The 24,884-nt window shown below is 58.9% G+C and carries 25 protein-coding genes and 1 riboswitch; of the genes, 17 read left to right on the forward strand and 8 right to left on the reverse strand.

What is annotated here, in order from left to right:
* Nucleotides 1–17: 17 nt before the first annotated feature.
* Nucleotides 18–533, reverse strand: coding sequence for a GNAT family N-acetyltransferase (locus VVR12_RS02265; RefSeq protein ID WP_368549486.1), 516 nt, complete (start codon nucleotides 531–533; stop codon nucleotides 18–20).
* A gap of 154 nt (nucleotides 534–687) precedes the next feature.
* Here VVR12_RS02265 and VVR12_RS02270 point away from each other — a divergent pair, with 154 nt between their 5' ends.
* Nucleotides 688–1,539: a fumarylacetoacetate hydrolase family protein gene (locus VVR12_RS02270; RefSeq protein ID WP_368549487.1), complete on the forward strand. Its 852-nt coding sequence runs from the start codon at nucleotides 688–690 to the stop codon at nucleotides 1,537–1,539.
* A 77-nt stretch (nucleotides 1,540–1,616) separates the two neighbouring features.
* On the opposite strand, the gene VVR12_RS02275 is transcribed toward VVR12_RS02270, so the two are convergent.
* From VVR12_RS02275 to VVR12_RS02290, 4 genes are read right to left on the reverse strand one after another with little or no spacing between them, the layout of a single operon-like run.
* On the reverse strand, nucleotides 1,617–1,940 hold the full coding sequence (locus VVR12_RS02275) for a hypothetical protein (RefSeq protein WP_368549488.1): 324 nt from the start codon (nucleotides 1,938–1,940) through the stop codon (nucleotides 1,617–1,619).
* Between the two features lie 2 nt (nucleotides 1,941–1,942).
* A complete protein-coding gene (locus VVR12_RS02280) occupies nucleotides 1,943–2,239 on the reverse strand; it encodes an ArsR/SmtB family transcription factor (protein ID WP_368549489.1) in 297 nt (98 codons plus the stop codon).
* Between the two features lie 46 nt (nucleotides 2,240–2,285).
* Nucleotides 2,286–3,323, reverse strand: coding sequence for a hypothetical protein (locus VVR12_RS02285; protein WP_368549490.1), 1,038 nt, complete (start codon nucleotides 3,321–3,323; stop codon nucleotides 2,286–2,288).
* Between the two features lie 2 nt (nucleotides 3,324–3,325).
* Nucleotides 3,326–4,060, reverse strand: coding sequence for a DUF6318 family protein (locus tag VVR12_RS02290; RefSeq protein WP_368549491.1), 735 nt, complete (start codon nucleotides 4,058–4,060; stop codon nucleotides 3,326–3,328).
* A 323-nt stretch (nucleotides 4,061–4,383) separates the two neighbouring features.
* On the opposite strand from VVR12_RS02290, the gene thrS reads away from it, so the two are divergent.
* Entirely contained in the window at nucleotides 4,384–6,411 is a 2,028-nt protein-coding gene (gene thrS, locus VVR12_RS02295; protein ID WP_368549492.1) for a threonine--tRNA ligase, read from the forward strand.
* Nucleotides 6,412–6,511: 100 nt separating this feature from the next.
* Nucleotides 6,512–7,075: an HIT domain-containing protein gene (locus tag VVR12_RS02300; protein ID WP_368549493.1), complete on the forward strand. Its 564-nt coding sequence runs from the start codon at nucleotides 6,512–6,514 to the stop codon at nucleotides 7,073–7,075.
* 165 nt (nucleotides 7,076–7,240) lie between these two features.
* On the opposite strand, the gene VVR12_RS02305 is transcribed toward VVR12_RS02300, so the two are convergent.
* Nucleotides 7,241–8,272, reverse strand: coding sequence for a hypothetical protein (locus tag VVR12_RS02305; RefSeq protein ID WP_368549494.1), 1,032 nt, complete (start codon nucleotides 8,270–8,272; stop codon nucleotides 7,241–7,243).
* 60 nt (nucleotides 8,273–8,332) lie between these two features.
* Nucleotides 8,333–9,001, reverse strand: coding sequence for a thiamine phosphate synthase (gene thiE, locus VVR12_RS02310; RefSeq protein ID WP_368549932.1), 669 nt, complete (start codon nucleotides 8,999–9,001; stop codon nucleotides 8,333–8,335).
* A gap of 131 nt (nucleotides 9,002–9,132) precedes the next feature.
* A riboswitch (TPP riboswitch) is annotated at nucleotides 9,133–9,234 on the forward strand.
* Here thiE and thiO point away from each other — a divergent pair.
* The 14 genes from thiO to VVR12_RS02380 all read left to right on the forward strand — a co-directional run bounded on the left by thiO (nucleotide 9,228) and on the right by VVR12_RS02380 (nucleotide 24,028).
* Nucleotides 9,228–10,481 carry a glycine oxidase ThiO gene (gene thiO / locus VVR12_RS02315; RefSeq protein ID WP_368549495.1) on the forward strand — a complete coding sequence of 418 codons (1,254 nt, stop codon included), beginning with the start codon at nucleotides 9,228–9,230 and terminating at the stop codon, nucleotides 10,479–10,481. It overlaps the preceding riboswitch by 7 nt.
* 9 nt (nucleotides 10,482–10,490) lie before the next feature.
* Nucleotides 10,491–10,724 carry a sulfur carrier protein ThiS gene (gene thiS / locus VVR12_RS02320; protein WP_368549496.1) on the forward strand — a complete coding sequence of 78 codons (234 nt, stop codon included), beginning with the start codon at nucleotides 10,491–10,493 and terminating at the stop codon, nucleotides 10,722–10,724.
* 2 nt (nucleotides 10,725–10,726) lie between these two features.
* Nucleotides 10,727–11,539 (forward strand): thiazole synthase, encoded by an 813-nt coding sequence (locus VVR12_RS02325; protein WP_368549497.1) that lies wholly within the window; start codon nucleotides 10,727–10,729, stop codon nucleotides 11,537–11,539.
* 29 nt (nucleotides 11,540–11,568) lie between these two features.
* Nucleotides 11,569–12,732, forward strand: a complete 1,164-nt coding sequence (locus tag VVR12_RS02330; RefSeq protein WP_368549498.1) for a ThiF family adenylyltransferase — start codon at nucleotides 11,569–11,571, stop codon at nucleotides 12,730–12,732.
* 29 nt (nucleotides 12,733–12,761) lie between these two features.
* Complete coding sequence (locus VVR12_RS02335; protein ID WP_368549933.1) at nucleotides 12,762–14,078, forward strand: MurT ligase domain-containing protein; 1,317 nt, start codon at nucleotides 12,762–12,764, stop codon at nucleotides 14,076–14,078.
* Nucleotides 14,078–14,803: a type 1 glutamine amidotransferase gene (locus VVR12_RS02340; RefSeq protein ID WP_368549499.1), complete on the forward strand. Its 726-nt coding sequence runs from the start codon at nucleotides 14,078–14,080 to the stop codon at nucleotides 14,801–14,803. Before VVR12_RS02335 ends, VVR12_RS02340 begins: the two co-directional genes overlap by 1 nt.
* 89 nt (nucleotides 14,804–14,892) lie before the next feature.
* Nucleotides 14,893–15,651, forward strand: coding sequence for a YebC/PmpR family DNA-binding transcriptional regulator (locus tag VVR12_RS02345; protein ID WP_368549500.1), 759 nt, complete (start codon nucleotides 14,893–14,895; stop codon nucleotides 15,649–15,651).
* Nucleotides 15,652–15,691: 40 nt separating this feature from the next.
* Nucleotides 15,692–16,342 carry a crossover junction endodeoxyribonuclease RuvC gene (gene ruvC / locus VVR12_RS02350; protein WP_368549934.1) on the forward strand — a complete coding sequence of 217 codons (651 nt, stop codon included), beginning with the start codon at nucleotides 15,692–15,694 and terminating at the stop codon, nucleotides 16,340–16,342.
* A 26-nt stretch (nucleotides 16,343–16,368) separates the two neighbouring features.
* Nucleotides 16,369–16,992, forward strand: coding sequence for a Holliday junction branch migration protein RuvA (gene ruvA, locus VVR12_RS02355; protein ID WP_368549501.1), 624 nt, complete (start codon nucleotides 16,369–16,371; stop codon nucleotides 16,990–16,992).
* Between the two features lie 118 nt (nucleotides 16,993–17,110).
* Complete coding sequence (ruvB, locus tag VVR12_RS02360) at nucleotides 17,111–18,097, forward strand: Holliday junction branch migration DNA helicase RuvB (RefSeq protein ID WP_368549935.1); 987 nt, start codon at nucleotides 17,111–17,113, stop codon at nucleotides 18,095–18,097.
* Between the two features lie 81 nt (nucleotides 18,098–18,178).
* Nucleotides 18,179–18,634 carry a preprotein translocase subunit YajC gene (gene yajC, locus VVR12_RS02365; RefSeq protein WP_368549502.1) on the forward strand — a complete coding sequence of 152 codons (456 nt, stop codon included), beginning with the start codon at nucleotides 18,179–18,181 and terminating at the stop codon, nucleotides 18,632–18,634.
* A gap of 69 nt (nucleotides 18,635–18,703) precedes the next feature.
* Nucleotides 18,704–20,404: a protein translocase subunit SecD gene (gene secD, locus VVR12_RS02370; protein ID WP_368549503.1), complete on the forward strand. Its 1,701-nt coding sequence runs from the start codon at nucleotides 18,704–18,706 to the stop codon at nucleotides 20,402–20,404.
* Between the two features lie 3 nt (nucleotides 20,405–20,407).
* Nucleotides 20,408–21,499, forward strand: coding sequence for a protein translocase subunit SecF (gene secF, locus VVR12_RS02375; protein WP_368549504.1), 1,092 nt, complete (start codon nucleotides 20,408–20,410; stop codon nucleotides 21,497–21,499).
* 135 nt (nucleotides 21,500–21,634) lie between these two features.
* The gene (locus tag VVR12_RS02380; protein WP_368549505.1) at nucleotides 21,635–24,028 is read left to right on the forward strand and encodes a bifunctional (p)ppGpp synthetase/guanosine-3',5'-bis(diphosphate) 3'-pyrophosphohydrolase; all 2,394 of its coding nucleotides are present in this window, start codon (nucleotides 21,635–21,637) and stop codon (nucleotides 24,026–24,028) included.
* Here the strand turns inward: VVR12_RS02380 and VVR12_RS02385 are convergent.
* Nucleotides 24,025–24,783: a hypothetical protein gene (locus tag VVR12_RS02385; protein WP_368549506.1), complete on the reverse strand. Its 759-nt coding sequence runs from the start codon at nucleotides 24,781–24,783 to the stop codon at nucleotides 24,025–24,027. The genes VVR12_RS02380 and VVR12_RS02385 overlap by 4 nt on opposite strands.
* Between the last annotated feature and the right edge of the window lie 101 nt (nucleotides 24,784–24,884).

The raw sequence follows: 24,884 nt of genomic DNA on the forward strand, positions 1-24,884 counted from the left end.
GTTTCTCCTCTAACAGGTTATACAAGCTCCTGCTCATCGTTGGGGTTCTGCCAACGCCGAAACTCCAGCGTCAAATACAGTGCCAACGCCGCCGCGTTTGCCTCGGGAATGCGAACGGTCACCTCGGTGAAACCGTCCTCCTTCATCTGTGCAACGGCTTGACGAATCAACTTCTCCGCCAAACCCTCACGACGACGAGACGCGGCGGTAAACAATTCGAAAATCGTTGCTTTATCTTCGGGAGGAACGCCGTCGACCCTGTTCTTCAAGCACAAAGCGGCAGCCACAATTCGCCCGTGATCGTCTTCAACGACCGGTGAAGCTTCTGCATAGAACTCACCATTAGTGCCGTCGAGCACGGCAGTGACAAGCTTCAGCGCGTCCTCTTGGGTGTTGACCCGCCCGTCCTCATATGACGAGAACATCAAGCGCGCTAATGCTTCTGCATCCTCGAGACCAGCTGGGCGCGTGGTGAGACCCAACTCCCTGCTCGGGCGATCGGTGCTACCGATCAAAGTAATCATCCTCGTCATTGTTGCCTCCTCGAACAACCAATAAGTTACTTCTAAGAGTAACCGTTCTCACACATGGGTCAAGCCTGAACGGAATAAACATACAGCCTCGGTCGCGCCTGACCCCTATGAGAAGTAAGCTAAAACAAAACACGCCAACACAAGGAGAAACACCATGCGCTGGGCCAACGCAATCTTCGGTGACAACATCATCGGAGTCGTCGAACACCAAGGAAAGGTCTACGCCTTCAACGAGACCCTCGACTCCACCCTCTTCTACAACGACCTCCACAAAATCCCCACAACCACCACCGACATCAAAAACCTCGGCGGCGCCCCTATCGACGGCCTCAACTTCGACGACCTCGAAGTCACCATGCCCGTACTCGCACCGGCAAAGATCCTCTGCGTAGGCCTCAACTACGCAGATCACGCCCAAGAAACAGGGCAAGATACTCCCGAATACCCCACCATCTTCACCAAATATTCTAACGCGCTCATTGGACAGGGCGAAGAAATACGCATACCCGAAGAATCAACCAAGATCGACTGGGAAGCCGAGTTGGCCGTGGTGATCGGTGCCAGCGCTCGCCGCGTGAGTACGGAGGACGCACTGGATTACGTTCTGGGGTACACGGTGCTCAACGACGTCTCGGTTCGTGATTGGCAGGGGCGCACCTCCGAATGGTTCCAGGGCAAGAACTGGGATGAGATGACTCCGTTCGGACCGTGTATCGTGTCGACGGATGACATTGACCCGCAGGGTGGGTTGCGTATTTCGTGCACGGTCGATGGGGTAGTGCGACAGGATAGTTCGACTGCGAACATGATTTTCAGCGCGGCCGAGGTGGTGGCGTACCTGTCGACTTTCATGACGCTGGAACCGGGCGACGTGATTTCTCTGGGGACACCGGCGGGGGTGGGGTTGTCGGTTAAACCCCGAGCCTGGTTGGCTCCGGGGCAGACCGTCGAGACCGAGATCGAAGGTATCGGGCGTCTGGTGAACGTGTGCTCTGAACCCGCTTAGGGTTTTTGGGCTGAATTAACGGAAGAGGCGATGGCACCGTGTGGTGTCATCGCCTCTTCCGTTTGGTTTGAGGTTGCTTAGGCTGCGTGGTCGCAGGTGGAGCAAGAGCAGTTCTCGCACACGCAGTTGGTGCAGGAGTCTGCGCAGTTTTCACATTCGCACTGAGCGTGGTTGCAGTTAGCGCAGGTGCAGTCGGTGCAATCGCACAGGGCGCAGGAGTCGGAGCAGTTTTCGCACTGGCAGGTTGCGCATTCGTCGTAGTGGCCCTCGTGTTCGCGGTGGACGTGACCGTCGTGAAGGTAATCCACGTGGTCGAGGTGAATGACTGCTTTGTGGCCGCAACCGGGGCCGTGGGTGTGCGCGTGGGCTTCAGATTCGCGGTGTTCAATGGTCAGGGACATTTTTACTCCTTGGTATGGACGTATACGTCGTTAATGATGTGGCGGATATGTTCATCGCTGATCGTATAGACAGTGGTTCTTCCCTGTCGTTGACCGACGATCACGTTCGCATCCTTGAGAATTTTGAGGTGATGAGAGGCCAGCGGCTGAGATACACCGAGGCACTGGTGTAGCTCGCTGACGGTGTGCGGATCCTGGCAGAGGTGATGAGCCAGGGCGAACCGTAGGGGATGCGCCAGTGCAGAAAAAATCTGTACCGAGGGGGAGTATTCTGCCTCCCAGGCGTGCGATTCATTCATAAAAGAAACTTTATATGTTGATTTCTTTATGTGTCAATGGTGTTTACTATTTTTCTGTGGGGCAACCCGGACCACTAGGGTTCTGGATGCAGTTTTGATCTACGTTGTGCGCCTTAACTTTCCACACCTGGACCGTTTGCGCGGGGGATGATCTCTGCGCTGTGCCGGCAATAACCTGCCATGGGCCACCGGGGACGCGCCACTCGCCTCGGTATTGGGTAGTCACCGAGTAATGGTAGTCGCCAGTTTTCGCATAGACATGACTGGTTGGAGTTTCGATGTCCCAGCGATCACCAACTGATGCACCGGGATTTGAAGTAGTCAGGCTGGATCCATCGCCATAGTGAAAAGTGTACGAGATAGGGATTGCCTTGATCTCTACCTGTCGGCCCATGATGGTGTCGGTAAAGGTTTGAGTCGCAGAATCGGCATAAATGTTGGTGTTGTAATTCTTGAGGGAATGGGGAGCCCGGTCGAGTTTGAGCTGCGCCGGTTGGATCGGCTGATTCTCAAAGTCACGCTGTGTGACCTTCACCTTGATCTGTTTGACCTCGGTTTTCTTTCCCGTCTTGCGATCGGTAATGACTACCGGCTTGTCTGCTGGAGTATTTTCTGGGATACATGCTAAATTGCCAGCATCTTTAGTGTTATAAGAACCTGTTCCCTCAATCTCGCCTATGGGAAGAGGTATAGGTGTGAAACGGCCGGCTTTACCTTTTCCGTTATCAGTGATGCAACTAGCGTCTGTTAAATTGCCTCCCGGCGCTAAGTCTCTTGAAGAACCTTTGTATCCATTTTTGGCACTCCGAGGGGCGGTATCATCGTTAGTCACTAGGGGAGTGTCTGCTTCTAGTTTAGTGACGATTTCTTGAAAACTATTCAATGAGGTCAGAAACTTGGTTTCAATCTCATCATGTCGAAAAAACTCTGTAAAATTGTGACTATTATTAGTAGACTTATCCCCTTGAATCTCAAATGAATCATTATTAATTGAAGTAGAAACTTCAGGTCCTTTAGCGGCTGTGGAAAAGAAGCTTGAGATCAAAAGGGTAAGAATAATTAAACTTCTATTGTTATTTTTCATAGCTAGTCAGCAATCGGATTTACTTCGATAAGAAACCATTTGCCACTGTCTGAGAATTGGAATGTTGCTTCATAAGATTTCGAGTTGTTGGCTGAAAGTTTATGTCCTTGAAATTTGCCGTTCTTGGCAACTATTGCATCTGCGGAGTGTTCTTTGAGGGGGACGACGTAGAAACCATCACCTTTGGATATGAGGTTCTCCAGGTTAATCGTATTTTTTTCTTTTCCTTCAATAACCCAACCGCCATTGAGATATAGTCTGTCCCAAGAATCAAAATTCTTAATAGCTTGCTCATGTGTTATAGCAGTTCGCTCACGTACTAGAGTTGTATCCCCAGTTTCCACCGCATAATTCCGGGTGTCGTTCCAGTAACCCACGAACTTCTCCAGGCCCTCTGCAGACTCCACGTCCATCCCCTCGGGGATTTTCGGAACCGGTACATTCTGTGCGGGTCCGTGTTCGTCAGCAGGGCGGTACTCACCCTCGGGGGCCTTAGAGCCACCAGAGTATTTCTTTTCACCCGCAGACTGACTCGAAGCCTCGGCGCTAGGGGAGTCCTGAGTCTTCGATGACTCAGCCTTTTCAGGCTCATGAGAGGAACCCGAACTAGCGGAGGAAGAAGTCACCGAAGGCTCGGCAGCTTTCTCATCAGGATTCTCCGCGCTACATCCAGAAAGTAGCAGCGCGAGCGCAAGGGCGGCAGAGGTCAAGGCAGTGCGTTGATTGATGGTTGTCATGGGTGTGTGTCCAATATCGGGCCGGTGGGCGTCCGGCGATGAATACTTCCATGTGGTTCACAGCGAAAATAGACCAACCCCATACTTCCGGCAATCCGATAATCCACAGCCTCTCAACGCGACTAGGCTTTATAACGGGTTTATGAAGCGAGCGCCGCGTAAGTGACCACAACAACGCGAACCCGCCCACAAACGTCCTGGTAAGAGCGCGCGAGAAACCCGCCGTCGGCGATAGACTATTCAGTACCTGTGCCCTTGTACCGCACAGACCCATCCGAGCGTTCCCTTCGTACGGGAGCGCCCAACCCATCTAAAGGAGACTCATGTCTGCCACCATTTCCATCAGCGTTTCTGGCGAGCCCCAGTCCGTTGCCGCCGAAACCACTCCCGCCGATCTCTTCGCCGAGGATCGTGAGATCGTCGTCGCCAAGGTCAACGACGTGCTCGTCGACCTGACCCACGAACTCAAGGACGGCGACACCGTCGTACCGGTATCGATTCACGACCCGGAGGGCATCGAGGTGCTTCGCCACTCCACCGCGCATGTCATGGCGCAGGCAGTGCAGGAGTACCGCAAAGACGCCAAGCTCGGCATCGGCCCTTACATCACCGACGGCTTCTACTTCGACTTCGACGTTGCCGAGCCCTTCACCCCCGAGGACCTCAAGAAAATTGAGAAGTCCATGATCAAGATCATCAAGTCGGGTCAGAAGTTCCAGCGTCGCGTGGTCAGCCACGACGAAGCCGTGCAGGAAATGGCAGACGAGCCCTACAAGCTCGAACTTCTTTCGCTGTCGCAGGGCCCCGGTTCCGGCGCGGACGCCGCCGAGGGCGCCTCGGTTGAGGTCGGCGCCGGTGAGATCACCATCTACGACAACGTGCACCCCAAGACCGGTGAGATCATCTGGCAGGATCTGTGCCGCGGCCCCCACCTGCCTAACACCAAGCTGATCGGCAACGGTTACGCGCTGATGCGCGCCGGCGGCGCTTACTGGCGCGGTTCCGAGAAGAACCCGATGCTGCAGCGCATCTACGGCACCGCATGGCCCACCAAGGAAGAGCTCAACGCCTACAAGGAGCGCATCGCCGAGGCTGAGCGTCGTGACCACCGCCGTCTGGGCGAGGAACTGGATCTCTTCAGCTTCCCGAAGACCATCGGACCCGGCCTGCCAGTCTTCCACCCCAAGGGCGGCATCATTCTGCGCGAGATGGAAAACTACGTGCGCGAGCGCCACATCGCCGAGGGATTCCAGTACGTGAAGACCCCGCACATCTCGAAGGAAGACCTCTTCTACACCTCAGGTCACCTCCCGTACTATTCCGACGGCATGTTCCCGCCTATGGAAGACGAGGGCCAGGCCTACCGCCTGAAGGCGATGAACTGCCCGATGCACAACGAGATCTTCTGCTCCCGCGGCCGCTCCTACCGCGAGTTGCCCCTGCGTTTGTTCGAGTTCGGCACCGTGTACCGCGACGAGAAGTCGGGTGTGCTGCAGGGCTTGACCCGCGTGCGCATGATTACCCAGGACGACTCGCACAGCTACGTGACCAAGGAACAGGCACCCGACGAGGTGCGTCACCTGTTGAAGTTCATGCTGTCGCTGTTGGAAGACTTCGGCATGACCGACTTCTACCTCGAGCTCTCCACCCGAGACACCGAGGGCGACAAGAAGGACAAGTTCATCGGTACCGACGAACAGTGGGAAGAGGCCACCGCGGTGCTGGAGCAGGTTGCCCGCGAGACCGGTCTGGACCTGGTCCCCGACCCGGGTGGGGCGGCGTTCTACGGCCCGAAGATCTCGGTGCAGGCGAAGGACGCCATCGGCCGTACCTGGCAGATGTCGACCGTGCAGTACGACTTCAACCAGCCGCAGCGCTTCGGCCTGGAGTACCAGGCCTCCGACGGATCCCGTCAGGAACCGGTGATGATTCACTCGGCGAAGTTCGGCTCCCTGGAGCGCTTCTTCGGCGTGCTCACCGAGCACTACGCCGGCGCGTTCCCTGCCTGGTTGTCGCCGGTGCAGGTGATTGGCGTGCCCGTTGCTGAGGCGTTCAACGATTACATGGGCGAGGTGGCCGCCAAGCTGGAGGCCGCAGGCATCCGCGTTGAGGTCGACTACGGCACGGATCGCTTCCCAAAGAAGATCCGCACCGCCTCGAAGCAGAAGGCACCGTTCATCCTGATCGCCGGTGGCGAGGACGCCGAGAACGGCGCGGTCTCGTTCCGCTTCCGCGACGGTTCGCAGGAGAACGGCGTGCCCGTGGACGAGGCGGTCGCCCGCATCGTCGAGCACGTGAACTCCCGCAACAACGCGGATCCGCAGAGCCAGTCTGCGCAGTCAGCTGAATAAATCGGTTGAAATACCATCCACGTGAGCGGACGCCGCCCCACCTCGGGGTGGCGTCCGCTTCATGTTATCTGTGTCTCGCCACGGCGACTAGACTGGAGTTATGAGCGAACACACTCACGATGACGATTACACCACCGACGACTTCGAACTGCCTGGCGTGCCGGACGCCTTCCAGCGGTTGTGGACGCCGCACCGCCGCGCGTACGTGAAGGGCGGGCAGAAGGACTACTCCGAGAACACATGCCCCTTCTGCGCCGGGCCCGGCCGTAGCGACGAGGAATCGCTCATCGTGCACCGGGGCGAGCACGCCTTCGTGGTGCTGAACCTCTACCCGTACAACCCTGGGCATCTGTTGGTCTGCCCGTACCGTCACATCCCCAACTACGACGACGCCACGATCGAGGAAACCGCCGAGATCGCAGAATTCACCCAGAAATCCATGCAGGTGCTCCGTCAGGTGAGCCGAGTCGACGGGTTCAACATCGGCATGAACCAGGGAAAGATCGGAGGAGCGGGCATCGCCGCGCACCTGCACCAGCACGTGGTGCCCCGCTGGTCGGGCGACACCAACTTCCTGCCCATCATCGCCGGCACGAAGACGGTCACCCAGACCCTCGACGAGATCCGCACCCTAATTTCTGAAGGCTGGACCAACGCCGAGTAGCTGACGAACTGATCATCCGCTCCAGCTCGCATCAACCCGGGGACAGTCGTAGACTCGCCGACCATTCGAAGGCGCGGCCAATATTCGCGACTCGCGAGTTATGCGAGCGCTAGCGAGCATTGTCTGAGCTGGAGCGGATGATGGTCGCGCCTTCGGCGTGACCAGCTAGAACAGCGAATCCTGCGTCTGCGGCGGCTCAGTCAACCGGCCGTAGGGTAGCAGCGCCCGGTTCTGCAACTCATGGGTGTTAATCAAAAACGCCTGGTCCGGGTCGCCGAAATGCGCAACCAGAAACTTGCCCGCCGCACCGAGTACATGGAAGCCGTGGGCGGCGTCCAGCACGGTGGGGTAGGCCGAGATCGGTTCGCGGTCCTCGGCGCGCAGGCTGGCGTAGGCGCGCGCCATCGGTCTCGACGGGGCCCAGGGCTCGGAAATGATCTGTTCCTCGTCGAGGGCATCTTCGAACAGGGCCGCCTCCTGTAACGTCCAGGTGGCCAGCGAGACGGCCTGTTCGTGGGCGCGTTTCAAATCCGGAGCGGGTAGTGGGTTCGTCCACGCTCGGTATTTCGCCGCGTTCTGTTTGACCTGCACGAGCTGGGCCTCCGCGGAGACCATATCCTCCAGCACCCTCACCTGCCGCCCGTTGTGCGCATGGGCGACGTAGGTCGCGCACGCTACGGCCTGTTCGTCGAGCCGTCGAGGACGCGAGAGGGCCGAGGCGGTGCCGACTTTCGAGGTGCCGTCGGGGAAGGTCGCGATGTACAGCCAATGCTCTAAGGCGGCGTATGACTCCGCGGCGGGGGTCAGGGGGAGTCCGCGATGGATTCCGTGCATGGCGGAAAACTCGTCGCGGGCAGCACAACGGGCGCACTGTTTTCCCTTGTCAATCGTTGCGTGCTCGGGGCAGGGAACCTGACGGAACCCGGTTTCCTCTCTGAGCGCTTGAGCGTACCCGGAGCACCAGCGATTGGTCGTGAGACCGGCCTGTTCCAGGGCATCCGTGCGGGTGTCGAAACCGATGAACCCCTCGGGGTGCAACGGTACGCGGTGCAGGTGCCCGGTGGGCTGACCGTTCAGTAGCGGTTCGATGACGACCGTGGGGGAGCGGTCGACCCATTTCAGGTCGCGAAAGAGGACCGCCTCACAGGAGGAATCGGCGGCCGAGGTCGGATCGGAGGGGAAGAGAAGATTCTGCACAGGGCAATTTTAGGCAAACAGGTCAAATCGGCCTCGCCCCGGGGAAGACGGGCCCAACGCTTAGCCAGCCAACGCCGCGACCAACCGCTGTGCCGCCTGGCGGGACTCCGTCGCCTCGGTGATCGCGCGGACCACCACGATCCGGTGCGCCCCGGCGTCCAGCACCTGCGGGCAGGTCTCGGGGTTGACCCCTCCGATCGCGAACCACGGTTTGGCGGGTTTCTTGTCCGCCACATAGCGCAGGTAACCCAAACCCGCCGCAGCGCGCCCGGGCTTGGTGGGGGTCTCCCACACGGGCCCGCAGGCGAAGTAGTCTACCTCGGGGTTATCGATCGCCTCATCGGCCTGCCCGGGGGCATGCGTCGAGCGGCCAATGATCACGTCCGGGCCCAAAAGTTCGCGCGCCTGGGCGGGGGAGAGATCGTCCTGGCCCACATGGAAGACGTCGGCGCCGACCAGCGCAGCGATATCGGCGCGGTCATTGACGGCAAACAGCTTGCCGTGACGGGCAGCCACCCGCTTCAAGATCAGCAACGCGGCGATCTCCTCCGCAGCCGAAATCTTCTTATCCCGCAACTGGATAATGTCGACACCGCCGGCGTACGCGGCATCCAAAAACTCCTCAAGGTCCCCACGATCGGCGCGGGAATCCGTGCAGAGGTACAGGCGCGCGGCATTCAACAACTCCACCCGCTGCCCACGCCCCCGGCCCACACCACCACCGGGCATAACGCCACCGCTCACCGCGGGCTCCTGCCCAGCACGGTCAGTACCTAGGGGAGTCCCATCATTCAACGTGTCATGTTCAGTCATCGAAGACCCTACAATCTTTCCATCAGTGATCGGGCGGGTTTATAGTGAAGAGAACCTACGGGAGCCCCATAGCGGGCTGAGAGGGCGAAAAGCCGACCGTCGAACTTGATGCGGATCATGCCGCCGAAAGGAAGTGTTGCCCATGGGCGCTACCCTCTACAACCCAGCCGATAGCGACGCCGCTATCCACCAATCTACACCCGCGCCCAACACCCCACCAGAGCACACCGACATCCTCATCATCGGCGCCGGCATCATCGGCCTCACCACAGCCTTCCGCCTTCAACGGGCCGGACGCACCGTCACACTACTCGACCCCGCACCCGCCAGCGAAGCCACCCGCGCCGCCGCCGGCATGCTCGCGCCCGCCTCCGAAGTGCAGTTCCGCCAAGAACCCCTCGTACCCCTCATGAAACGCGCCGCCGAACTCTACGCAGAACTGGCCGCCGACGTCCAACACACCACAGGGGAGAACGTCGGACTCCGCGACACACCCACCCTCGTCTGCTCTTACGACACCGCAGACAAACAAGCACTCACCGAACTCGCCGACTACCAACGCGAACTCGGCCTCGAAACCACACCCATCAGCATCCGCGCCGCACGCACCACCGAACCGGTACTCTCCCCACGGCTCACCGGCGCCATCCAAATCACCGGCGACCACCAAATCAACCCCCGCTGGTTCGCCAGCGCCCTCGCCAACCACCTCACCGGCGAGATCCACCCCGTCACCGCAACCGGCGTCCTGATCGCGGACGCCCCGCACCCCACCGCGCGCGCCGTCACCTGGCGAGACCAAACGGGGAACCCCGGCACCACCACCGCCGAACACATCATCATCGCCAACGGGCTCGGCGCCACAGACCTCCACGGCATCCCCGAGGTCTCCACGTTGCCGCTGAGACCCGTCTACGGGGACGTACTACGCCTACGCATACCCGAGAACCAACGCCCCTTCCTCACCTCCACCGTCCGCGGGGTCGTCCGCGGCAACCCCGTTTACATCGTGCCCCGCGAAGACAACACCCTCGTCATCGGTGCCACCTCCCGCGAAGACCGCCTTCCCGGCATCAACGCCGGCGGGGTCTACCAGCTGCTTCGCGACGCCCACGACCTCATCCCAGCCATCACCGAACTCGAACTCTACGAAGTCATCTCCCGGGCACGCCCCGGCACCCCCGACGACCTACCCCTCATCGGCCCCGTACATCGGGGAGAGAAACCCATCGAACACCTCACCGTCTCCAACGGGTACTTCCGCCACGGCATCCTCCTGGCAGCCCGCGGCTCAGAAATCGTCACCCACCTCATCACAGACACCCTCACCGACGATGACCACCGCGACCTCACCGCCTGCGCACCCCAACGCTTCAACACCACCCACACCCCGTAAAGGAACACCATGAATATCACCCTCAACGGAACACCCCACACCACCGAACACACCACCCTCAAAGACCTCATCCAAGACACCATCGGCACCGAACTCACCCACGAAGGCACCGCCACCGACGGCACCAAACTCGGCATCGCCGCCGCCCTCGACCGCACCGTCGTACCCCGCTCCCAATGGGCCACCACCCCCATCACCGACGGGCAAACCATCGACATCATCACCGCCGTCCAAGGAGGCTAACCATGACCACCCCCACCACCGAACCGCTCACCATCGACGGCGTCACCCTCACCTCCCGCCTCATCATGGGCACCGGTGGGATCACCTCACTGACCAACCTCGAAGAAGCCCTCATCGCCTCCGGCACCGAACTCACCACCGTCGCCATGCGCCGCTACACACCCACCACCGGCGACACCCTCTACAGCATCCTCAACCGCAACAACATCAAGATCCTGCCCAACACTGCCGGCTGCTACACCGCCCGCGACGCCATCCTCACCGCAGAACTCGCACGCGAAGCACTCGAAACCGACTGGGTCAAACTCGAAGTCATCGCCGACGAAATCACCCTCCTACCCGACCCCCACGAACTCCTCAACGCCTGCGAAACCCTCACCGCCAAAGGCTTCAAAGTCTTCGCGTACACCAACGACGACCCCATCACCGCCCGCCACCTCGCCGACGCCGGCGCCACCGCCGTCATGCCACTGGGCGCACCCATCGGCACCGGGCTCGGCATCCTCAACCCCCACAACATCGAACTCATCGCCAACACCCTGACCGTGCCCGTCATCCTCGACGCCGGCATCGGCACCGCCAGCGAAGCCACCCAAGCCATGGAACTCGGCTGCGACGGCGTACTGCTTGCCTCCGCAGTCACCCGCGCCCACAACCCCACCGCCATGGCCCACGCCATGAAACTCGCCGTCGAAGCCGGCTACCACGCACGCACCGCCGGACGCATCCCACGCCGCGAACACGCCCACGCCTCCTCACCCATGGAAGGCCGCATCCTCACCGGCGCCACCCAACAACACGACCTCACCGACTAACCAACCCCACCACCGGGCAGGAGAACACCATGGAACTGGCACCGCTGACCCAACCCGCCACCAACCTCACCCGCGAAGACAAAACCCGCTACGCACGCCACTTCACCCTGCCCGGCATCGGCCCCGACGGCCAAGCCCGCCTCGCCAACGCCCGCGTCCTTTCCATCGGCGCCGGCGGACTCGGCTCACCAGCCCTCCTCTACCTCGCCGCAGCAGGCGTCGGCACCCTCGGCATCATCGACGACGACACCGTTGACACCTCCAACCTCCAACGCCAAATCATCCACACCAACGCCGCAGTAGGGGAGCCCAAAACTACCTCCGCCGCCACCACCCTCACCGCACACAACCCCCACATCACCATCCACACCCACACCGAAAAACTCACCACCGACAACGCCACCGACATCATCACCGCATACGACCTCGTCATCGACGGCTCCGACAACTTCGCCACCCGCTACATCGTCAACGACGCCTGCGAAGCCACCAACACCCCACTCATTTGGGGAACCATCAGCCAATACACCGCCCAAGTCAGCCTCTTCTGGGCACACCCCACCCTCACCGACGGAACCACCACCACCGGCCCCACCCTCCGCGACCTCTACCCCGACATCCCACCCGCAGACTCCATCCCCACCTGCGCCGCCGCCGGCGTCCTCGGCTCTCTCTGCGGCACCATTGGCTCCCTCATAGCCACCGAAGCCATCAAACTCATCACCGGCACACCCCACACCCTCCTCGGCACCCTCTGGATGTACGACGCCCGCACCCACCACACCACAACCCTCACCATCACCCCCGACCCCACTCGAACCCCCACACCACTGACCACCACCGCAGTCGAAATCACCGCCGCCCACCACACACAAACCGAAGAACCCCTCCACGAAATCAGCCGCGAAACCGCCCTCAACCACCCCAACGACTACTACCTCATCGACGTCCGCCAACCCGAAGAACGCGCCACCGGCCACTACCCAGACCAAGCACACCACCCCCACAACGACCTCATCCACCTCATCACCACCGGCCATACCCTCACCGAGATCTTCCCCAATCTCCCCGCCGACACCACACCCCTCTTCTACTGCGCATCCGGAATACGCTCCGCCAAAGTCGTCCAACAACTCGCCAAAACCCAACCCCACCAACCCGCAGCCACCCTCACCGGCGGATACACCCCCTAAACCACCACCCACACCCAAAAACCGCTACAATCAAAACCATGTCTAGACCCCTCACACGACTCATCGGCCAAGGCGTACGCTACGCCACCAAACTCCGCGGCGGAGGATCCGCATTCCCCGGCCTCGTCATGGAAAAACTCCACCCACAATTCGTCGCCGAAGAACTCGCCAAACTACCCCAAGGCGTCGTCGTCGTCTCAGGCACCAACGGAAAAACCACCACCACCAAAATGGTCGTGCAACTCCTCCAATCCCAAGGCCTCAAAGTCTTCACCAACCGCACCGGATCCAACTTCGTTCGCGGCGTCGCAGCAGCACTACTGGGCGAAATGAAACTCAACGGCAAACTCGACGCAGACATCGCCGTCCTCGAACTCGACGAAGCCCACGCCGTACACTTCGTCAAAAACGTCCACCCCAACCACGCACTCCTCCTCAACGTCCTCCGCGACCAACTCGACCGATTCGGCGAAATCGACACCACCCGCCGCATGCTCGCCACCGTCGCAGCAGCCACCACCGACACCATCACACTCAACCGCGAAGACCCCCGCATCCGCAGCCTCGCCAACAACGCACAAAGCACTACCCGCGTAGAATACTTCGGCCTCTCCGACCACCTACGCCGCATGTTCCCCTCCGACGACGACCTCCGCACCAAAGACACCCAAGAAGCAGGCGGAACACCCCAACCCACCCCCACCACACCACCCACACCCCCCGCCACCGTCACCCTCAAAGACTTCAACGGCACCCAGGCCACCTTCACCATCAACGGTCAAGACCACACCGGCACCATCAACCTCTACGGCATCTACAACATCTACAACGCCGCAGCCGCCATGGCCCTCACCCTCAACATCATGGGAGACAAAGCCAACCTCCCCGCCCTCATCAACGAACTCGCCCACGTCACCCCCGCCTTCGGACGCGGAGAAACCCTCCACATCAACAACCAAACCCTCCAACTCCTCCTCGTCAAAAACCCCTCCGGATTCCGACTCTCCCTCGCCAGTGCAGACGCCCGCGACTACGCCACCATGATCACCATCAACGACCAATACGCCGACGGACGCGACGTCTCCTGGCTCTGGGACGTCGACTTCCACACCCTCGCACCCGGCGGCGTCAACATGGTCTCCGGAGTACGCGCCTACGACATGGCCCTCCGCCTCACCCACGACGACGTACCCGTCCACAACATCAACGAAGACCTCCACCAAGCGCTCACCACCTTCATCAACAACTCAGAAGGCAAACCCATGCGCATCTTCTGCACCTACACCGCCATGCTCGCCATCCGCAAAGAACTGGCAAAAATCACCGACGTGGAAGAAATCTCCTAATGACCAACACCAAACACCTACACATCACCCAGCTTTACCCCCGCGACATGAACATCTACGGAGACTGGGGTAACACCCTCTCCCTCTCACGCCGCGCCCAAGCCCACGGCTTCACCACCGAAATCGTCGACTACAACCCCGGTGACCCATTCCCCACCGAAACCGACATCATCCTCGGCGGCGGAGGACAAGACTCCGGACAAACCATCATCCAAGAAGACCTCCACCACATCGGCCCCACCCTCAACACCATGGCCCAAGACGGCACCCCCATGCTCGTCATCTGCGGCCTCTACCAACTCTTCGGCAACGAATTCGTCACCATCGGCGGCGAAACCCTCCCCGGCATCGGCATCTTCAACGCTCGCACCGTCGGAGGAGCAGAACGCCTCATCGGAAACATCGTCGAAGAATCCCCAGAATTCGGAACCATCGTCGGATACGAAAACCACTCAGGACTCACCACCCTCGGCGAAGGCACCCAACCCCTCGCCACCGTCACCAGCGGCGAAGGCAACAACCTCGAAGAGAACCACGAAGGCGCTCGCGTTCACAACGTGATCGGTACCTATCTTCACGGGTCTTTATTGCCCAAAAACCCCGCCATTTCGGACTACCTCATCCGCACTGCGGCCGAGAAAAAATACGGTAGCTTCACCCCGGCAAGCATCGACGACTCACTCGTGGAGAAAGCCCGGGCAGTCGCGATGTCACGCCCGCGCTAAGAACGCCACCGGTGAAACCGTTACAATAGAAGCCAGCTGAGATACGTCACGCGCCCGCAGGGCGCCTACCAACCACCTAAGGAGACTTCATGTCGGGTCACTCCAAATGGGCCACCACCAAACACAAAAAAGCCGCAATCGACGCTAAGCGCGCCAAGGCTTTCGCCAAGTACATCAAGGGCATTGAAGTAGCTGCCCGCATGGGAGGCCCCGACACCGCAGGTAACCCGGCCCTCGACCTGGCCGTATCCAAGGCAAAGAAAAACTCGGTGCCTAACGACAACATCGATCGCGCTATTAAGCGCGGAGCCGGCCTCACCGGTGAGACCGTCGATTACACCGAGATTATGTACGAAGCACGCGGCCCGCAGGGCACCGCTCTGTACATCGAGTGCCTTACCGATAACCGCAACCGCGCGGCCGCCGACGTCCGCACCGCTGTTACCCGCAACGGCGGCACCATGGCAGACGCCGGTTCTGTGGCCTTCATGTTCGAGCGCAAGGGCGTCGCCGAAGTTACCAAGACCGACGGCCTCACCGAAGATGACGTTCTCATGGCTGTCCTCGACGCTGGCGCCGAGGAAGTCATCGACGACGGTGACGTCTTCACCGTGGTGACCGACGCCAAAGAGTTGCCCGCCATCCGCAAGGCACTCGACGAAGCCGAACTGGAATACAACAACGACGATCCCGTATTCCGTCCCACCATGCAGGTAGACCTCGACGCCGAGGGCGCGCGCAAGTTCCTCAAACTTGCCGATGCCATTGAAGAACTCGACGACGTTCAGAACGTCTACTCCAACGCCGACATCAACGACAGCGTCATGGCGGAACTTGAACAGGACTAAACCCCTGAACACTACACCGTCTGCCGATCAGCGCCCGAAACTGCACCCTATTCCGCGAGTTTCGGGCGCTGCCCGCATTCTAGGAGTTGACCCCGGACTCACCCGGTGTGGATTCGGCCTGATCGACATGACACCCGACCGCAAAGCCCATTTCCAATACGTGGGCATTGCAGGAACGGCTGCCGCCGAACCACTTGACCAACGCATCCTTAAGATCATGCGTACCGCCGAGGCCTGGCTGGACACCTTTCAACCGGATGCGCTGGCCATCGAACGCATCTTTGCTCAGGAACAGGTCAATACCGTCATCGGCACTGCCCACGCATCCGGGGTGGTCATCGCCGCTGCGGCCGCCCGGCACGTCCCCGTGTACTTTCATACCCCCTCCGAAGTCAAGGCCGCCGTCACCGGATCGGGACGCGCGGACAAGGCGTCCGTGGGTCGGATGATTACCCGTATCCTCGGGTTGGACACCATGCCCAAACCCGCGGACGCAGCCGACGCCCTGGCCATTGCCATCTGTCACGGTTGGCGCGGAGGAACCGCCGGGGCACGCATTGATATGGGTGCCGGTGTGCAAACACACCAGGGCTCTCGACCGCGCAAGGTCGCAAACAATCTCACTCCGGCGCAACGGGCGTGGCACAACGCTCAGGCGCAAGCGGCACGCACCCCCAAAAAGTGGCGTTAGAACATATTTTCGAATAGGCTAGGATCATGATTAGCTCCCTCACCGGCATTGTTAGCCACATCGGACTCAACCACCTGATCATCGACGTTCACGGGATCGGCTTGCAGGTGAATGCCCCTGCCTGCACCTTGGCAACGTTGCGCACCGGTGAGAGCACCACAATTCTTACGACCATGATCGTTCGCGAAGACTCCATGACCCTCTACGGCTTCTCTGAGCCGGCGGAGCGTGAGGTCTTTGACCTGCTGTTGTCGGTCTCGGGTATCGGCCCCCGCATAGCGCTGGCGGTGCTGGGAGTACATACGGCTCGGGACATCGAGAAAGCCGTGGCTACCGGAGATGACAAAGCATTTTCCAAGGTCCCGGGAATTGGCCCCAAGGGGGCTCGACGCATCGTTCTCGAGCTGGCCGGCAAGCTCATCTTGGCCGATTCCTCAACCTCCGATGAGCTCCCGCTGTCCAACGAGGTACCCTGGAAACCCCAGGTCCTGGACGCATTGATGGGCTTGGGTTGGAACGAGAAAGATGCTGCGGCAGCCGTCAATTCATACATCGAGTCACAGCCGCAATCCGAGACGCTGGGCGTGGCTCAGGCGTTGAAGTCTGTTCTCGCCACACTTGGTTCTCAGAACAGCAATACCCGCCACTAGCGCAACACCCTAGACCCCTGAAATCGAGGAACTCCACCAGATGACAGCTCAGCCTCCCGAGTTTGACCCCCAAGCTCAGGGCGGGCCTGGATTCATTCCCGGTCAACGCCTGGTCGCCATGGAAGAAGAACCCGAAGAAAAAATGATTGAGGCCGCCCTGCGGCCTAAGGCCCTGGACGATTTTGTGGGCCAGAAAAGAGTGCGTCAGCAACTTTCTCTTCTTCTTGAGGCATCTAAACTTCGCGGCCGCAGTGCAGACCATGTTTTACTTTCTGGTCCTCCCGGTCTGGGCAAAACGACGCTCTCGATGATTATTGCCGCGGAGATGGACGCCCCACTGCGCATTACCTCAGGCCCCGCTATCCAACATTCCGGAGATCTTGCGGCGATTCTTTCGTCGCTCACCCCGGGCGAGGTGCTTTTCCTCGACGAGATTCACCGCATGTCTCGTCCTGCCGAAGAGATGCTGTACATGGCCATGGAAGACTTCCGAGTCGACATCGTGGTCGGCAAGGGTGCCGGAGCCACGTCTATTCCATTGGAATTACCGCCCTTTACCTTGGTCGGTGCCACTACTCGAGCTGGCCTTTTGCCAGGACCGTTGCGAGACCGCTTCGGATTCACCGGTCACCTCGAGTTCTACAGCACCGAGGAATTAGAACTCGTCTTGCGCCGTTCTGCGGGGTTGATGGAAATGAATATCAGCCCGGCTGGTTACGCTGAGATCGCATCACGGTCCCGGGGCACCCCGCGTATCGCAAACCGGTTGTTGCGCCGAGTCCGCGACTGGGCGCTGGTCCATAGCGTCGACTATATTGATGCCCATGAAGCAGCCGCTGCCCTCGACATGTATGAGGTAGACTCCCGGGGACTAGACCGTTTGGACCGCGCTGTTCTGGAGTCTCTGATCCATAAATTTGGAGGAGGCCCGGTGGGTCTCTCAACGCTTGCCATCGCCGTCGGAGAAGAAGTAGAAACTGTCGAGACAGTAGCTGAACCTTACCTCGTGCGCGAAGGCCTGGTAGGCAGGACGCCACGCGGTCGTGTTGCTCTACCTGCAGCTTGGGAGCACCTCGGCTTGGAACCGCCGGAAATGGCACCTTAACTGCGGTATCTTCCCGAGGTTAACTCAGTATGGTGAATTACCATAGTGTGCAGAACATTGTGAACCCTATCAAAGGTACCCATGCTGAATACTCATTCCTCCTTGCTCGCCGAGAATCTTCAAGCAGCCGAAGCTGGCGCTGCCGGCGGTGGAAATCTGCTCATGATCTTGGTGATGCTGGCGGCCATCATCTTTCTCTTTATTGTTCCTGCACGGCGCCAGAAGAAAATGCAGGCAGAACTGAAGGCACGCCAAGAATCCATGGGCCCCGGCACCAAGGTAATGACCAACTTTGGGCTGTTCGGCACCATCGTCGAAGTCAATACAGCTGATAACTACGCCATCATTGAAACCGCCCCCAGCGTCAACATGAAGGTTCACCTGCAGACCGTCACGACCGTCGTCGATGAAGCTGAAATCGCCTCCGGCTCGGACCAGGATCATTCCCGGCCCCACACAGTAGAAGACGAGCAGCTCATTGACTCTACTGAGGGCTCAGTCCACGAAGACGATCACCGCTCACACGGTTCTAACTAACCACCACGTTCCAGGGTGTATCGCAGCTTGCGGTACACCCTGTACGCGTTAATCGAAAAAAGGGGCAGTATGGCACAGCGTAGCCGACTAGCTAAATCAAAAAGCGCCCTCATTGCCATGGTGGTACTCATCTTGGCTCTGGGCGCAGGAGTCTTTGGTAGCACGTACGCCGGGGGAGGGTGGGGCGCCAAGCTGGCTCTAGACCTGTCAGGTGGAACGCAAATGATCCTGGCGCCTTCGGTCAACGGAGCGAAGACCGACTCCGTCAACGAAGAACAATTGAACCAAGCCGTGGAGATCATCCGGCAGCGAGTTGATGGTTCGGGCGTAGCCGAGGCCGAAGTGACTACCCAGTCGGGAAAGAACGTGGTGGTCTCGGTTCCCGGAAACATTGACCAGAAGACGCGCGAACTCATTCAGGCATCGGCTCAAATGGATTTCCGATCCGTCTTGGTGGCCGCACAACCCCAGACCGTCACCAAGGAACAAGCTCTCCCTGAAAAAGAGCTTCCCAAACCCGATGCAAAGCCCGCAGACGGTTCTGACATGAACTGGATCGATGCCAAACTATGGCGTGAGTTTGAGAAGACCGATTGTAGCTCTGGCAAGTCACCTCAGGGGGACACCCAGGACCCCAACAAACCGGTGGTGGCCTGCGCTAAGGACGGCTCCGAGAAGTACATTTTGGGACCGGTCGAAATCAACGGCACCGACATCACCACTGCGAGCCACACCCAGGTCACCAACTCCACCGGTGTTTCTACCGGCCAGTGGGGTGTAAACATTGAGTTCAACCCCTCTGCCACCGAAAAGTTCAAGAAGGTCACTGAGCGACTTTTTGCTATTAACGGCAAGAACCCGCAGGACGCCCGCGCCCGTTTCGCCATCATGCTTGACGGCGACGTCCTGTCTTCGCCCGTGGCGCAGGCCGTCATCTCCGACGGCAAACCGCAGATTACCGGCCAGTTCGACGAACAATCTGCCAAGGCTCTCGCTGATCAGCTCAAATACGGCGCCTTGCCGATCACCTTCAAGATTCAATCTGAACAACAGATCTCGGCTACCTTGGGCGCTAACCAGCTGAAGATGGGGTTGATCGCTGGCTTGATCGGCCTGGCGTTGGTCTTTATCTACTCGCTTTTCCAATACCGCCTGCTCGGTTTCGTGACGATCGCCTCGCTGATTATCGCCGGCATCATCTCGTACCTGGCCATCGTGTTGCTGGGGTGGTCGATGAACTATCGTCTCTCGCTGGCCGGTATCGCCGGCTTGATCGTGGCGGTGGGTCAAACCGCTGACTCTTTTATCGTCTACTTCGAACGTATTCGCGATGAGATCCGCACCGGGCGTACGATCCCGGCCGCGGTGGATCACGGTTGGGCGTCGGCGAAGAAGACGATCCTGGCATCCAAGGCCGTGAACCTGTTGGCAGCGGTGGTGCTGTACATCGTGTCGGTGGGATCCGTGCGAGGCTTTGCCTTCACCTTGGGCCTGACCGCCATCGCCGACCTGATCGTGGTGTTCCTCTTCACCCATCCGATCCTCACCTTGTTGGCGCGTACCCGTTACTTTGGTGAAGGACGCCGCCATTCCGGTCTCGATCCGGAAGCTCTGGATGCCGTGCCGCTGTATCGCGGAGCAGGCCGTATCCGCACTCCGGAAGATTCAGACGGTCTTTCCTTGGCGGAGCGGCGACGCAAGCAACGTTTGGAACAACACCCCACTGAGTCCGCCGCGGTCCCGCAGGACAACCCGGCACGGGAGGCATAACCCATGGCAAATGCACTGGCAAAATTTGGTAACGACCTGCACACGGGTAAGCGTTCCTATCGATTCGTAGGTCGTCGTAAGCTATGGCTTGCTATCGCGTCACTTCTCATCGCGCTCTCGCTTGCTGTGCCCGTGATCAAGGGCGGATTCAATCTCGGCATCGAGTTCCGCGGCGGATCAGAATTCACCGTCTCGGATACCTCAAATACGGATATTAACTTGGGTAAGGACGCGGTGACGCAAAACGCGCCCGAGGCCACCGATGTGCGGGTGACCAACATTGCACCCAATACCGTGCGCGCCCAAATGAATCAGCTCAGCGACGATCAGACTCTTGCCGTCAAGGGCGCGTTGCAGAAGGCATATGGCGTGACCGAAAACGACGTCACCTCGTCGTATGTCGGCCCCACCTGGGGAGCGGACGTCACTCGTCAAGCCCTATACGGTTTGGTGGCTTTCGTCGTGTTGGCGTTGATCGGCATGGCGCTGTACTTCAGAACCTGGAAGATGTCTTTGGCAGCGATCGCCGGTCTGGTGTTCACTGTGGTGGTCACCGTTGGTATCTATGCGCTGGTGGGTTTTGAGATCACACCAAGTGCGATTATCGGATTCCTGACCATTTTGAGTTATTCGCTATATGACTCTGTGGTGGTCTTCGATAAGATCCGTGAGAATACCCAAAATATCTTTTCGCGGCGCGATTCTACCTATGGCGAACAGATCAATCTGGCCGTGAATCAGACCCTCGTTCGTTCAATCAATACCTCGGTGGTCGGCGTGCTCCCGGTCGGTGCGATTCTCTTCATCGGTGCCTTCATCTTGGGCGCTGGTACTCTCCGGGACCTGTCGCTGTCTCTCTTCGTCGGTATCATCGTCGGCACTTTGGGCACCCTGTTCGTCTCTGCCCCGCTGTACGCCGTGTTGCGTCTGGGGGAGAAGAAGATCCGTGACCACAGTTCTCTGGTGGAGGACGTCCGTGCAGGACGCGCCCCTGATGCGGAGGAAGAACAGCAACTCGAGCGCGGGGTTGGGCGAGCAGGTGGTTCGCACGGCAGCGTTTCAGTCTCCGTGAATAATATTTCCTTTGACAACTAGCTGATCATCCACTGCTATCCCAGAGATAGACACAACGGCTGGAACACCTTGACGGTGTTCCAGCCGTTTGGTTTTTGCGCGGCTCTCAGCGGATATACAATGAACCCATTCACACAGGCGAAGGGAACGATAGTCATGGACAAGTCGGAACATCCCGAAGAAAAGATCGTCACGGATAAGATCCTGAGGAATTTACCCAGCCGGTCGGTCCGCGGTTCTCACCGCGTCATGGCTGCCTCCGAACGAGTGCCAACTCGCCTGGTCTTTGGCAGGGAATATCCCAGCCGAGAGATGAAACAGCTTCGTTTCTCCCCGGTGCTGGCGCCGGTCATTCGAACTGTGCGTAAATTCCATCCCGATGAAGACCTCGAGGTTATCCAGCGGGCCTTTCAGGTGGCTAATAAGTATCACCAAGGGCAGAAACGCAAGAGCGGGGATCCTTATATCACCCACCCTGTAGCGGTGACCACCATCCTCGCTGAGATCGGCGCCACCGGCCCCGTGCTCGTCGCCGGTTTGCTCCACGACACTGTCGAAGATACCGAGTACACGCGAGAGCAACTGGCTGCAGAATTTGGCGAAGAAGTTGCCTATCTGGTTGATGGCGTTACCAAACTAGACAAAGTGGAGTACGGCGAGAACGCCCCCATCGAGACCATCCGCAAACTGGTGTTGTCGATGAGCAAAGACATTCGCGTGCTACTCATCAAACTCGCCGACCGTCTGCATAACGCTCGCACCTGGCGTTTCGTCCAGGCTGAATCTGCAGCCAAAAAGGCAGAAGAAACCCTGAAGATCTACGCTCCGCTGGCTCATCGACTCGGTTTGAACACCATCAAGTGGGAGCTTGAAGATCTGTCGTTCGCCGCGATGTCTCCCGATATCTACCGTGAGATCGTGCGGATGGTAGGGGAGAGAACACCTCAGCTCGAGAAGTATCTGGGTGAAGCGAAAACGGCTATTGAAGAACGCCTTCAGAAAGTGGGCATCGAAGCGTCGGTAACGGGCCGCCCCAAGCACTACTACTCCATTCATCAGAAGATGATGACGAAGTCGAAGAGTTTCGACGACATCAACGATATTCTCGCGGTGCGCATCATGGTGGAGGAAGAAGACACCTGTTACGCAGTTTTGGGTCACGTCATGAGCCTCTGGACGACGATGCCAAACCGCTTCAAGGATTACATCAAGTCCCCTAAGAACAACCACTATCAATCCTTGCACCTGACCGTTCACGGTCCAGGAAATCTGCCGCTGGAAATTCAGATTCGCACCTTCAAAATGCACGAAGAGGCGGAGTATGGCGTGGCAGCTCACTGGCGCTATAAGGCTGCATCTCGCGGTGAAGTGGTATCTGGCGCAACCGCCGAGAAGTCCTCTCAGCAGTCACAATCAGCGTCGAATATGGGCGTGCTGGAACATATTGCAGAGATTTCTAGCTCCAATCCCGAGTCGGATAAATTCTACGAATTGCTGGCAGAATCATTGGCCGGTGACGAGATCGTGGTGCTAACGCCTCAGGGGCAACCCATCACCCTTCCGTCTGAAGCGACTCCAGTTGATTTCGCTTACAGCATTCACTCCGAAGTGGGCGATAAAACGATTGGAGCCAAGGTGAACGGCCGGTTGGTGCCGTTACATTCGATCCTGGATTCCGGGGACGTCGTTGAGATCCTCACGACTCGCGATGAAAACCAGGGGCCCAGCGAAGACTGGCTCAAGTTCGTTCGGTCGTCGAAGGCGCGTACCAAGATTCGCCAGTATTTCGCTAAGGGACGCCGTCTCGAGGCCATCGACAAAGGCCGGGACGTCCTTACCCGCGCCATGCGCAACCATGAGTTGCCGCTGACCAAGATGCTCACACCTAACCTACTGATGCAGGTGGCTCACGAGTTCCATAAGAACGACGGAGCATCGCTTTACCACGCCATTGGCGAAAACGAGATCAAAGCACAAGAGGTCATCGACGCCTTCGTCAAGGTTTACTATGGCGATGAGGACGACCTCCCCAGTAGCGACACCACCGAGTTCGACGAGGACATGTTCTCCTCCCACCGAACCGTCAGCGACACCGGTGTCATCGTCCCCGGAGCCGAAGGCGTACTGACCCACATCGCTAAGTGTTGCACCCCCGTTCCACCCGATGAGATCGTCGGCATTGTTACTCGATCCCGCGGAATTTCGGTGCACCGTACAGACTGCCCCAATATGCGCTCTATCGACACGGAGCCTCGCAAGACTGAGGTACGCTGGGCGCAATCTTCCAACGCCCTGTACCGAGTCATCATTCAAGCCGAGGGTCTGGACAGAAAGTCACTGCTCATGGATCTGGTCAAGGTGATCGCCGAGAATCAGACCAACATTGTCGACGCTCGCGTGCTGACCAACGCCGATCGTTTTGCGATCAACCGCTTCACGCTGGAGCTGCGGGACAGGTATATGTTGGATCACCTCTTACGCGTGATGAAAAATGTCGAAGGCGTCTATAAGGTCTACCGGTTGACGGGCGCTAAGCCTCTCGAGGATTAACTCTTGTTCTTAGGCCTTGCGGCCAGCCCGAATAACCTCTCTTCAATCGCATCACGATGTTTCACGTATTTGGTGTTATCTAGAGCCCGCCGCAAGGAACGTAGCGTACAGTCACTGGCCGGGTCGGAGATGATGGCGCTCAAGAGCTCGTCCGAGGACGGTTCGAAGAGTAAGAGATCCAGCGCGGTCCGTGACGGTGTGGTGATGTTCAGTTCTGCCAACGGTAAGGAATCGTAGGGGATAGTTCGCACCTGATGCACTTGGATATCTTCAAAACGGGCACGAGACATATTGAGGCGAAGCTGCCGGTCAAAATCGAGATGGATGGGTAGCGTCAGCTCGGAGGCGTAACCCCAGATCCATGCGGCGCTGTGCCGGGAGATCCGTCCGCGTCGCCGGTACTGAGCTCGAACGTGCCGGCTCAAGGCGACCGCACGTAACATCGGGGTGACGGTCACTTGCGGCATGACGTATTGCTCTAAACAGACGTGTTGAAGCCGATGATCGGCCACGATCGCCTGAGTCTCTGTGGGCGTTAGATTCAAGGGTCGCAGGTTGATGAGCTGCTCACCGTAGAGCCGTGCGGCGCGGTGTTCCTGCTCGATCTGTTCCACGATGGTTGCCCGTTTTCTCACGGTTGCTGGTGGAGAGACGGACGTTTGCCCCATCAACTGCGGTTCACCCGGCCCGGTAGGTGGGTTGAGCGGATAGGGGAGTAAATCCAGAAGCGAGAGATGTGAGTTCTTCATGCTCATCATTGTCTCTTGGCTGATCAGCGCTTTAAGTGCAAAAGAGATCCCGCAGAGGTATCTGTGGATAACTCTGCGGGATCTTCAGTACTTCAGTCGTTTTTTAC

This window comes from Rothia sp. LK2588, assembly GCF_040946465.1.
Taxonomy (GTDB): Bacteria; Actinomycetota; Actinomycetes; order Actinomycetales; family Micrococcaceae; genus Rothia.

Bases quoted from the DNA above. Each gene is read 5' to 3' on its own strand.
- VVR12_RS02300 (WP_368549493.1), top strand. From the start codon at position 6,512: ATGAGCGAACACACTCACGATGACGATTACACCACCGACGACTTCGAA.
- thiE (WP_368549932.1), bottom strand. From the start codon at position 9,001: ATGCCCGGTGGTGGTGTGGGCCGGGGGCGTGGGCAGCGGGTGGAGTTG.
- VVR12_RS02285 (WP_368549490.1), bottom strand. From the start codon at position 3,323: ATGAAAAATAACAATAGAAGTTTAATTATTCTTACCCTTTTGATCTCA.
- thiS (WP_368549496.1), top strand. From the start codon at position 10,491: ATGAATATCACCCTCAACGGAACACCCCACACCACCGAACACACCACC.
- VVR12_RS02330 (WP_368549498.1), top strand. From the start codon at position 11,569: ATGGAACTGGCACCGCTGACCCAACCCGCCACCAACCTCACCCGCGAA.
- VVR12_RS02265 (WP_368549486.1), bottom strand. From the start codon at position 533: ATGACGAGGATGATTACTTTGATCGGTAGCACCGATCGCCCGAGCAGG.
- ruvB (WP_368549935.1), top strand. From the start codon at position 17,111: ATGGAAGAAGAACCCGAAGAAAAAATGATTGAGGCCGCCCTGCGGCCT.
- VVR12_RS02380 (WP_368549505.1), top strand. From the start codon at position 21,635: ATGGACAAGTCGGAACATCCCGAAGAAAAGATCGTCACGGATAAGATC.
- ruvA (WP_368549501.1), top strand. From the start codon at position 16,369: ATGATTAGCTCCCTCACCGGCATTGTTAGCCACATCGGACTCAACCAC.
- VVR12_RS02275 (WP_368549488.1), bottom strand. From the start codon at position 1,940: ATGTCCCTGACCATTGAACACCGCGAATCTGAAGCCCACGCGCACACC.
- thrS (WP_368549492.1), top strand. From the start codon at position 4,384: ATGTCTGCCACCATTTCCATCAGCGTTTCTGGCGAGCCCCAGTCCGTT.
- VVR12_RS02280 (WP_368549489.1), bottom strand. From the start codon at position 2,239: ATGAATGAATCGCACGCCTGGGAGGCAGAATACTCCCCCTCGGTACAG.
- yajC (WP_368549502.1), top strand. From the start codon at position 18,179: ATGCTGAATACTCATTCCTCCTTGCTCGCCGAGAATCTTCAAGCAGCC.
- secD (WP_368549503.1), top strand. From the start codon at position 18,704: ATGGCACAGCGTAGCCGACTAGCTAAATCAAAAAGCGCCCTCATTGCC.
- VVR12_RS02385 (WP_368549506.1), bottom strand. From the start codon at position 24,783: ATGAGCATGAAGAACTCACATCTCTCGCTTCTGGATTTACTCCCCTAT.
- VVR12_RS02340 (WP_368549499.1), top strand. From the start codon at position 14,078: ATGACCAACACCAAACACCTACACATCACCCAGCTTTACCCCCGCGAC.
- secF (WP_368549504.1), top strand. From the start codon at position 20,408: ATGGCAAATGCACTGGCAAAATTTGGTAACGACCTGCACACGGGTAAG.
- VVR12_RS02290 (WP_368549491.1), bottom strand. From the start codon at position 4,060: ATGACAACCATCAATCAACGCACTGCCTTGACCTCTGCCGCCCTTGCG.
- VVR12_RS02325 (WP_368549497.1), top strand. From the start codon at position 10,727: ATGACCACCCCCACCACCGAACCGCTCACCATCGACGGCGTCACCCTC.
- VVR12_RS02345 (WP_368549500.1), top strand. From the start codon at position 14,893: ATGTCGGGTCACTCCAAATGGGCCACCACCAAACACAAAAAAGCCGCA.
- thiO (WP_368549495.1), top strand. From the start codon at position 9,228: ATGGGCGCTACCCTCTACAACCCAGCCGATAGCGACGCCGCTATCCAC.
- VVR12_RS02270 (WP_368549487.1), top strand. From the start codon at position 688: ATGCGCTGGGCCAACGCAATCTTCGGTGACAACATCATCGGAGTCGTC.